The organism is Actinophytocola oryzae, assembly GCF_004364325.1.
GTDB lineage: Bacteria > Actinomycetota > Actinomycetes > Mycobacteriales > Pseudonocardiaceae > Actinophytocola > Actinophytocola oryzae.
This window is the reverse complement of sequence record NZ_SOCP01000002.1, coordinates 837,567-845,798: the sequence shown is the minus strand read 5'-3', so window position 1 is coordinate 845,798 and position 8,232 is coordinate 837,567. Positions and strand designations below refer to the sequence as shown.

The 8,232-nt window shown below is 68.1% G+C and carries 10 protein-coding genes and 1 pseudogene; 7 read left to right on the top strand and 4 right to left on the bottom strand.

Annotation, left to right across the window (positions count from 1 at the left end; translation table 11 throughout):
• The 4 genes and pseudogenes from CLV71_RS07490 to CLV71_RS07475 form a co-directional block, all read left to right on the top strand.
• Nucleotides 1–119: fasciclin domain-containing protein (locus tag CLV71_RS07490; RefSeq protein ID WP_208297452.1), on the top strand; the 119-nt coding region annotated here is incomplete at its 5' end.
• A gap of 185 nt (nt 120–304) precedes the next feature.
• Entirely contained in the window at nt 305–736 is a 432-nt protein-coding gene (locus CLV71_RS07485) for an NfeD family protein (RefSeq protein WP_133901844.1), read from the top strand.
• Between the two features lie 3 nt (nt 737–739).
• Nucleotides 740–1,228 (top strand): annotated as a pseudogene (locus CLV71_RS07480) (SPFH domain-containing protein); the annotation flags it as partial.
• A 303-nt stretch (nt 1,229–1,531) separates the two neighbouring features.
• The gene (locus CLV71_RS07475; protein WP_133901843.1) at nt 1,532–2,083 is read left to right on the top strand and encodes a hypothetical protein; all 552 of its coding nucleotides are present in this window, start codon (nt 1,532–1,534) and stop codon (nt 2,081–2,083) included.
• Between the two features lie 63 nt (nt 2,084–2,146).
• On the opposite strand, the gene CLV71_RS07470 is transcribed toward CLV71_RS07475, so the two are convergent.
• Nucleotides 2,147–2,881 (bottom strand): helix-turn-helix transcriptional regulator, encoded by a 735-nt coding sequence (locus tag CLV71_RS07470; protein ID WP_166663987.1) that lies wholly within the window; start codon nt 2,879–2,881, stop codon nt 2,147–2,149.
• Nucleotides 2,882–3,080: 199 nt separating this feature from the next.
• Here CLV71_RS07470 and CLV71_RS07465 point away from each other — a divergent pair, with 199 nt between their 5' ends.
• The 3 genes from CLV71_RS07465 to CLV71_RS07460 all read left to right on the top strand — a co-directional run bounded on the left by CLV71_RS07465 (nt 3,081) and on the right by CLV71_RS07460 (nt 5,645).
• Entirely contained in the window at nt 3,081–3,491 is a 411-nt protein-coding gene (locus CLV71_RS07465) for a hypothetical protein (protein ID WP_166663986.1), read from the top strand.
• 354 nt (nt 3,492–3,845) lie between these two features.
• Nucleotides 3,846–3,980 (top strand): hypothetical protein, encoded by a 135-nt coding sequence (locus CLV71_RS50085; RefSeq protein ID WP_279588713.1) that lies wholly within the window; start codon nt 3,846–3,848, stop codon nt 3,978–3,980.
• A gap of 111 nt (nt 3,981–4,091) precedes the next feature.
• Nucleotides 4,092–5,645, top strand: a complete 1,554-nt coding sequence (locus tag CLV71_RS07460) for an FAD-dependent monooxygenase (RefSeq protein ID WP_133901840.1) — start codon at nt 4,092–4,094, stop codon at nt 5,643–5,645.
• A gap of 4 nt (nt 5,646–5,649) precedes the next feature.
• Here CLV71_RS07460 and CLV71_RS07455 read toward each other — a convergent pair whose 3' ends face one another.
• The 3 genes from CLV71_RS07455 to CLV71_RS49190 are packed head-to-tail and all read right to left on the bottom strand — an operon-like array spanning nt 5,650 to nt 8,174.
• On the bottom strand, nt 5,650–6,873 hold the full coding sequence (locus CLV71_RS07455) for a cytochrome P450 family protein (protein WP_133901839.1): 1,224 nt from the start codon (nt 6,871–6,873) through the stop codon (nt 5,650–5,652).
• A gap of 10 nt (nt 6,874–6,883) precedes the next feature.
• A complete protein-coding gene (locus CLV71_RS07450; protein ID WP_133901838.1) occupies nt 6,884–7,543 on the bottom strand; it encodes a hypothetical protein in 660 nt (219 codons plus the stop codon).
• 13 nt (nt 7,544–7,556) lie between these two features.
• Complete coding sequence (locus CLV71_RS49190; protein WP_243866266.1) at nt 7,557–8,174, bottom strand: excalibur calcium-binding domain-containing protein; 618 nt, start codon at nt 8,172–8,174, stop codon at nt 7,557–7,559.
• Nucleotides 8,175–8,232: the final 58 nt, after the last annotated feature.

The window sequence follows — 8,232 nt, the reverse complement described above, 5'->3', positions numbered from 1 at the left end:
AGGTCACCGGCTCCGGCGACAACCTCAAAGTCAACGACGCCAACGTCATCTGCGGCGGCGTCCACACCGCCAACGCCACCGTCTACCTCATCGACACAGTCCTCATGCCCACCACCTGACCCCAACCCCCACCAACGCCCACGGCGGACAATGCCCAGTCCGCCGTGGGCTCCCTGCCGTCCCGACCAAGGCGGCGTAACGTGGTGGGTGGGCCGGTCGCACCCGCCAGTACCCCCGGATGAGCCATAGACTCATGGGCACGCGTGTACTCCCCGGGGTTTCCGATACGCGTTGGGAGTGGCCGGTGGAACTGTGGCTCATCTGGCTGGTGCTCGCCGTGGCGCTGGGTGTCGTGGAGATCTTCACGCTCACCGCCGCGCTGGGGGTGCTCGGTGCCGCCGCACTCGTGCCCGCGCTGCTCGCGGCCATCGGTCTGCCCCTGCCGATCCAGCTCGTCATGTTCGGCCTCGCCGCGACGGCAGGCGTGGTGCTGGTCCGGCCGATCGCGCTGCGGCACATGCGCACACCGCAGCTGGAGCGCTTCGGTGTCGACGCGCTCGTCGGCAAGCGGGCCCACGTGCTGCGTGAGGTGACCGACCGCGACGGGCTCGTGCGCATCGACGGCGAGGAGTGGACCGCCCGCGCCTTCGACGAGTTCTCGGTCATCCCCGTCGGTGCGACGTTCGACGTCATGCGCATCAGCGGCACCACTGCCTACGTCTACCCACGGGAGTGATCCATGGACGCCTTACTCGTCGCGAGCCTGCTCGTCGCCGTCCTGGTGGTGTTCACCGTCCTGCGCGCGGTGCGGATCGTGCCCCAGGCACGCGCCCGCAACGTGGAACGGCTCGGCCGCTACAGCCGCACCCTCCAGCCCGGCCTCAACTTCGTCATCCCCTACATCGACCGCGTCCACCCCGCGCTCGACCTGCGCGAGCAGGTGGTGTCCTTCCAGCCGCAGCCGGTCATCACCGAGGACAACCTGGTCGTGGAGATCGACACGGTCCTGTACTTCCAGATCACGGACCCACGCGCGGCGGCCTACGAGATCGCCAGCTACCTCCAGGCCGTCGAGCAGCTCACCGTCACCACGCTGCGCAACGTGGTCGGCTCCATGGACCTGGAGAAGACGCTGACCTCGCGCGACACCATCAACAGCCAGCTGCGCGGCGTGCTCGACGAGGCGACCGGCAAGTGGGGCATCCGCGTCAACCGGGTCGAGATCAGGCGATCGACTCGCCGAAGACCATCAAGGGCAAGTTTTCTCTTGAGGACATTAGATCTCCGCTGGTCAATGGAAGGCATGTGCACAGCACCGGCGCCGAGCCGTTCGACGACCAGCCCGTAACCACCCGAGTGTCCTACCTAGACGAGCCCATCACGGTGCACAGCCCCACACCAGGGCCGGTCACCATGACGGTTGGCTGGCTCGCCGACACCGAGCCCAGTGTCGGGACGAAGGTGATCAAGCCCACCGAGCGGCCCGGCCCGGCGCCCGCGCGCACCCAGGCACAGACCAAGACAAGCCGCCGTGGCCGCACTGGCAACCGCTGACGACCTGACCGCCTACCTCGGCCACCCGCCCACAAACCCGGCCCAGGCCGGCTTCGTGCTCGACGCGGCGTCGGAGTTCGTACGCGGCTACTGCGGCTGGTCCATCACCCGCGAAACCGACGTGGTGTGGACACTCGACGCGGCCGGCGGGCGGCTGCTCGCGATGCCGACCCTGCACCTGGTGTCGGTGTCTTCCGTCCTCGTCCACGGGATCGAACGGGTCGGCGAGGTCGAGACCAGCGTGGCGGGGCTGCTGTACCGGCATGCGGGGTGGCCCACCAGCTGCCGGTCGCTGGAGGTGCGCGCGGTCTACGGACACGAACAGACCCCGCGTGATGTACTCGCCGTGGTTTGCGCGCTCGCCTCCCGCATGCTCACCACCCCCGGCACCGGCCTGGTCACCAGCCACCGCATCAGCGGCGTCCAGGTCACCTACGGCAGTGACGGCGCGGAGACAGCTGGGCTCACCCAGATCGAGCAATCCGCGTTGAACCGGCATCGGCTCGTCGGGGTCGCGCCGGCCCGCTAACCGAACCACAACTCGACATCCGAGGTACCTCACATGGCGACCTGCAAGGCGATGTTGACCCGTTTACTTGGACGGTGCACCGTCGATGGTACCGCTGTGGCGATATAGCGCCAGTTGGGTACGCGTTGAGCAGCGGGTGGCTTTCAGGATCACAGTAAGGTGTTTCTTCACCGTGTCAACAGACACGCTCAACTTCTCGGCTACTTCTTTGTTGGTCATCCCCTGTGCTACCAGATCAGCGACTTCAGCCTGACGTGGCGACAAATGGACCTGCGGCCCGTCGAAACCGTGGCTACTACCCGCCTGAAGGTCAAGAAGGGGCGTGAGATGTCGGGCGAGTAGTTGTCCAACTGCCCTGTCTCGCCTCGTGAGAGTCTGTCGAGATAGGATTCCGACACCACCGGCCAGTGTGCGACCAGTCATGAGCGGGATAACCATTTTGTCCTGCACCCGATGCCCCAGCAGGAACCTCTCCATATAATATTGCTGGCGAGGACGAGTCAGCTCCGCCGTGAGTCCACCCAGCCACAGCGGTTGAACACATGCATTTTCTGGCATTCTTTGAGTAGTCAGAGCGAACGGATCATCCCACCGGAAGGTCTCAATGTACTGGTCGGCCATTCGAGCTGCTACACCGTTAACGACGGGCCGCTGATCCGCAAATATCTGCCGTATCGTTGGCCCCAGAAAGAACGTTGTATCCCGGAAGCCAAACTGTCGACCGAGCGACTCCACGACCTGCTCGCGCAACGCTTGTACCGTACGAGCAGCAGCGACCTCTTCCAGCAGACCAAACACCCGACGCAGATCGTGAGCGTCAAGCAGGTGCTCCGGCCCATAAGTAGTCGACCTCACAATCAGCCTCCAAACGGCTTGGTCTTTGCCACTTCCATCTCGACCAACGGTTTCCACCTTCGTGCCATACCGCCCACAGAGTCCTCGCTGAAGACTGACATGGCATCGCAACATACCGTCAAGCCGAAGAAGGGATGCGGTCATGATTACCAGACAATACAGCTTGAGCGGCGCTGCCACAGCGGTTGTCATCGCACTCGTTGCCATGGCAGGCCTCGCTAGTTCGACTCCGTCGACGGCAAGCCGCGCAGCCGCCAACGCGCAGCTCGCCGCACCGATCGATTGCCCAGCCGGCCACTCATGTTACTACGACGGCCTGAACTACGTAGCGCTACTTTGGGTCGCACCGAGTTGCGGATTCTTCGATCTCGGAAAGATGACTCCGCCAAAGAACGATCGCATTGAGTCGATTTACAACGGTGGCGGCGCGGGTGTTTTGCCGTATAACTGGGGTGGTAGTTGGCAGCCGGTCGGATTTTCCATTCCGCCCGGGGTCGGGGCCAACTTCAACGGTAAATTTGGAAATATCATCGACGCAGTTCAGGTCTGCTGATCAGCGGACCGCACAGGCAACAAAATGGAGTCCCATCGCCATCTGAAGAAGTGGGGCTGACCTGCCCCCGCCGGCAGGTCAGCCTTCGCAGTCGTGGAAAACCCATGCGAGTGGACCATAGTCAAAGAGTCTGGCCTACGAACCACGGCGTTTCTGCCCGGCTATGGAGGCGTCACCTGTGCAACTCTCGGCGGCGCCGCTACCGCACACCGTCACCGTGCGCCCGTATCAAGGCACCGCACGAGCGCACGGCCCATGTGATCACCACAAGCCGCTACGACCACCCGGCCACGTGGTCACACCTGGAAATCGCCCTCACCTAACGGAGATCGAACATGCCCGAGAACGTCCGCGTTGACTGGCACGGTCCCGCTGTCGCGCGCCGCGCCGGTCGCGGCGCAGACCGGGCTGCGGCGGCCGGTGCCGAGCATGTCGGACGCCGCCGACGCGACGAGCCCGTTGCCACCCGGGAAGGACCTGACCCCGTGACCGTGGGGTCCGCCTACTCCAAGCTATAGCGCACCGGGGGGCTTGCCACAAGCCCCGGGTCGTGCCGCAGAATCCTCGGTCGTGGCCAGGACCTGCGGAAACGGAGTGCGTGTGGACACCGACGTGATCGTCGCGGGAGCCGGCCCGACCGGTCTGATGCTGGCGGCCGAGCTGCGCCTGGCGGGCGTGCGAGCGCTGGTGCTGGAGCGGCGGGCGAGGTCGCGTGACGTCGAGAAGGCCGGCGGCCTTGGCGGACAGATCCTGCGGCTGCTGCACTACCGGGGCCTGCTGGACCGGTTCAGCGAGGCGAGCATCGACCCGAACCCCGCGCCGCGGTTCCCGTTCGGCGATGTGCACCTGGACTTCACGCGGCTGGCCGATCCCCCGATGCGGGCGATCCAGCTGCCGCAGCCGCGGCTCGAGGGCCTGCTCGACGAGCGTGCCCGCGAGCTGGGCGCCGCGGCTCGTCGAGGCCACGAGGTGGTCGGGGTGAGCCAGGACGACACCGGGGTGACCGTCGACGTGCGCGGGCCGGACGGGCCGTACCGGGTGCGGGCCGGGTACCTGGTGGGTTGTGACGGCGGGCGCAGCGCGGTTCGGGACCTGGCGGGCATCGCGTTCCCCGGCACCACGTATCCGGAGGTCCAGCGGATCGGCCAGGTGACCGTGCCGGACGGGGTGACCCTGCTCGACGACGGCGCCCTGGACGTGCCGGGGTGGGGCAGGATCGGCTGGGGCTACACGCGAACGGACCGCGGCGTGTTCGCGCTGGGGTCGCACAGCCCGGGAGTGCTGTTCCTCTTCACCACCGAGGACGAGTCGACCGAGTACGACGACGACACGCCGATGACGTTGACCGAGCTGCACGACAGCGTCCGCCGCGTGCTGGGCGTGGATCTACCCGTGGGCGAGCCGCTTCGGCTGTCGCGCTTCACGTTCCAGGCCAGGCAGGTCGACCGGTACCGCGAGGGGCGGGTGTTCCTGGCAGGCGACGCGGCCCACCTGTTCCCCGCCACCGGCGTGGCCCTCAACGCGGGCATGCTCGACACGGTCAACCTCGCGTGGAAGCTGGCCGCGGGCGTCAACGGCTGGGCGCCGGAGGGCCTGCTGGAGACCTACCACGACGAGCGTCATCTCGCGGGCGAACGTACGTTGCTCCACACACGGGCGCAGGTGGCGCTCCGGCGTGGGCAGGACCCGGCCGCCGAGGCACTCCGGCAGGTCTTCCGGGAGCTGCTCGCCGACGAGCAGCCGCTGCGCCGCATGGGAGGCTTCGTGTCGGGCAGCGACCTCCGGTACCCGGTCCCCGGCGCCGACCGGCACGCCGTGGTCGGCACCTTCGCACCCGACCTCACGCTGCACACCGGCGAGGGCACCACGAGCGTCGCGGAACTCATGCACCCCGCGCGGCCCGTCCTCCTGGACCTCGCCGACCGCCGGGAGCTGCGTGAGGTGGCCCGGGAGCGGGGGCACCGCGTCGACGTCCACACCGCCGGAACCGACGACCGACCGGCCGACGCCCTCCTGATCCGCCCGGACGCCCACGTCGCCTGGGCCGCACCGGTCGACGAACCCGCCGAGACGGCCGCGGCCACACTGCGCGAGGCACTCGCCCGCTGGTTCGGTACGAGGGCGGCGATGTCCTCCGGCGTCACGGCGAGCTGACGGGTCAGGTGAGGACCACCGGCAGGTCCACCAGTCCGTTGATCGCCGGGGACACGATCTTCGTCAGGCGGTCCGGGGTGACCGCGAGCCGCAGGGCCGGGAAGCGCGTGAAGAGCCGTTCCAGACCGATCGCGATCTCCTGCCTGGCCAGTGGTGCCCCGACGCAGAAGTGCGGGCCCGCGCCGAAGCCGACGTGGCCCCGGTAGGTCCGGGTGATGTCGAACCGCTCCGGCTCGTCGACGATGCCGCCGTTGCGGTGCGCGCCCGCGATCATGGTGGCGATCGGCTCCCCTGCCCGGACGACGGTGCCGCAGACGTCCGTGTCACGCAGGGCATAACGCATGTAGACGCACTTGAGCGGCGCGTTCCAGTGCAGGCCCGCGTCCACCGTCGCCGACCACGGGTGGGTGCCGTCGCGCAGCAGCGCCAGCTGGTCGGGATGGGTCAGCAGGCCGACCACGTCGTTGGCGATCGCGTTGACGGTGGTCTCGTTCCCCGCCGCGAAGATGACCTGCAGGGTGTCGGTCAGCTCCCGCTCGGTCAGCCGGTCGCCGTCCTCGTCGCGGACGCGGATCAGCGTGCTCGTCAGGCGGTCGTCCGGGTGGGCACGCTTGTCCGCGATGTGCCGGGTCAGCGCGTCCTCGAGGTCGGTCCCGGCACGGGTCCGCTCCTCGTCGGCCGCACCCGCGTCGAACAGGATCCCGTAGACCCGCGTCAGCTCCCCGCGCTCGTCCTCGTCGGTGATGCCGAAGAACTCGCAGAGCATCCGCATCGGCAGCGGGTAGGCGTAGGAGGCCTTCAGGTCGATCGGGTCGTGGTGGTCGGCCAGCGTGTCGAGCAGTTCGTCGGCGATCTCGTTCAGGCGTGGCACCACCGCGGCGATCCGTTTGTTGGTGAACGCGTGGGTCACCAGCCTGCGCAGCCGCATATGGTCCGCGCCGTCCGTGTTCGCCAGGTTTCTTCCGGTGACCAGGGAAAGCATCGGCCAGGTGTCCGGCACTTCACCGCGTCGCAACGCGGCCCAGTTGGCGGAATCCCGGGAGATATCCGGATTGAGATCCATGATGAGCCGGCTCGCCTCGGCCGACGCCGTGATCCACGTCGGCACTCCGCCGAAAAGCACGACGGGGACGACGTGGCCGAACTCGCGGAGGACGGTCGCTTCGACAAAGGTGTCGGATGCCGGATCACACGTGTGGACGGGATTGTCGAGCGACAGTTCTCGCATGCTTCGGATATTAGGCTCGCCAGTCCGGTCGTGGGATCGTGACGGCCCGATCGCGAATGATGTCCCATGCGGCGACGGGAATCTCGGCGAGTGACAAAACGTCGTCCACGGTCAGGAACCCACCGGGCGGACGCACGGCCGCGATGTCCTCTCCCGTGCTGACGGGCAGGTCGCAGGACTCGGCGATGACCCGCGGTGCCGCGGAGTTCAGGTCGACCAGGCCGCCGTCGTCGAAGGTGCGGGTCAGGTCCGGGCGGCCGATCTTGAGGTCACGCGCCAGAAGCGGGTCGCGCGCGGCGATCCGGCGGGCGTTCTCGCGACGCTCCCGTGCCTCGAGTGCGGCGGCCAGCGCGGGGTCCACGGTGTCCTTGGGCGGCGCGCCGCTGTACACCTCCCGCCGCAGCGCGGACTGCTGCACGCAGCCGAGTGCGACGGTCGCCATCATCAGCAGCACGCCCACGACACCGACGGCGCTGTTCGTGGACTTCCCGTTCTCGTCGGTCGGTGTCACCGCCAGCAGGGTGCCGATGACCACGGTCGCCAGGCCGTAGCCGCACGCGAGCATGGTCACCGACCGGCGGCGCAGGTGGGTCCCGGCGTGCACGAACGGCAGCCACGCCAGCAGGCCGAGCGAGCACACCGTGACCACGTAGTACCAGCGGCCCTTCATCGCGCCACGACCTCTACTTCTCGCACGCGACGCCGTCGCCGTCACGGTCCAGGCCCGCGCGGTAGCCGGGCTCGCCCGCGTGCAGCGGTGCCGCCCCGGCGGCGCGTGCGGCCGCGCAGTTCGCGTAGTAGGCCGAGGGCGGTTCGGCCGGCTGTTCGGGTACCGGCGCGACCTCGACGGGCGGTGTCGCGGTGACGGGTGGCGCCTGGGTGACCGGCGGCGCCTCGACGACCGCGGGTGGTTGGGTGGTCGTGGTGGTCGGCTCGGTTGGTTTCTCCACGCGCAGAAGGATGTCGTCGGCCGAGCCACCGGCCCGGTGCTCGGCGGAGACCACGAGCCAGTTGCCCTCGACGATCACCGCCCGGCCGTCCACCGACTCGATCGTGACCCCGAACCCGAGGGCTTCGAGCCGGTCGCGCGCCGATGCCGCGTCCATTCCGGTCAGCCCGCCGGGAATCGCCATCGCGGGTTTGTCGGCGGGCGTCTCCCCCGGTTTCTTCGCCGGGTCCCCGAACATGCCCGCGATGACGAACAGGATCAGTACCAGCGCCGCGACGACCCACGGCCATTTCCGTTTCCGGCTCCGCCACCACTGCCGAAGTGACGACCGCTCGACCTGACCACTGCTCATCTCCGACCCTTTCCCCACGGCCGTTTTCCCAGGCCGTCCCCGAACGGGCACGTGACCA

What these genes read in the sequence shown, in the direction of transcription:
- CLV71_RS49190 (WP_243866266.1), bottom strand. Translation starts at nt 8,174, where the DNA reads ATGAGCAGTGGTCAGGTCGAGCGGTCGTCACTTCGGCAGTGGTGGCGG.
- CLV71_RS07450 (WP_133901838.1), bottom strand. Translation starts at nt 7,543, where the DNA reads ATGAAGGGCCGCTGGTACTACGTGGTCACGGTGTGCTCGCTCGGCCTG.
- CLV71_RS07465 (WP_166663986.1), top strand. Translation starts at nt 3,081, where the DNA reads ATGATTACCAGACAATACAGCTTGAGCGGCGCTGCCACAGCGGTTGTC.
- CLV71_RS07455 (WP_133901839.1), bottom strand. Translation starts at nt 6,873, where the DNA reads ATGCGAGAACTGTCGCTCGACAATCCCGTCCACACGTGTGATCCGGCA.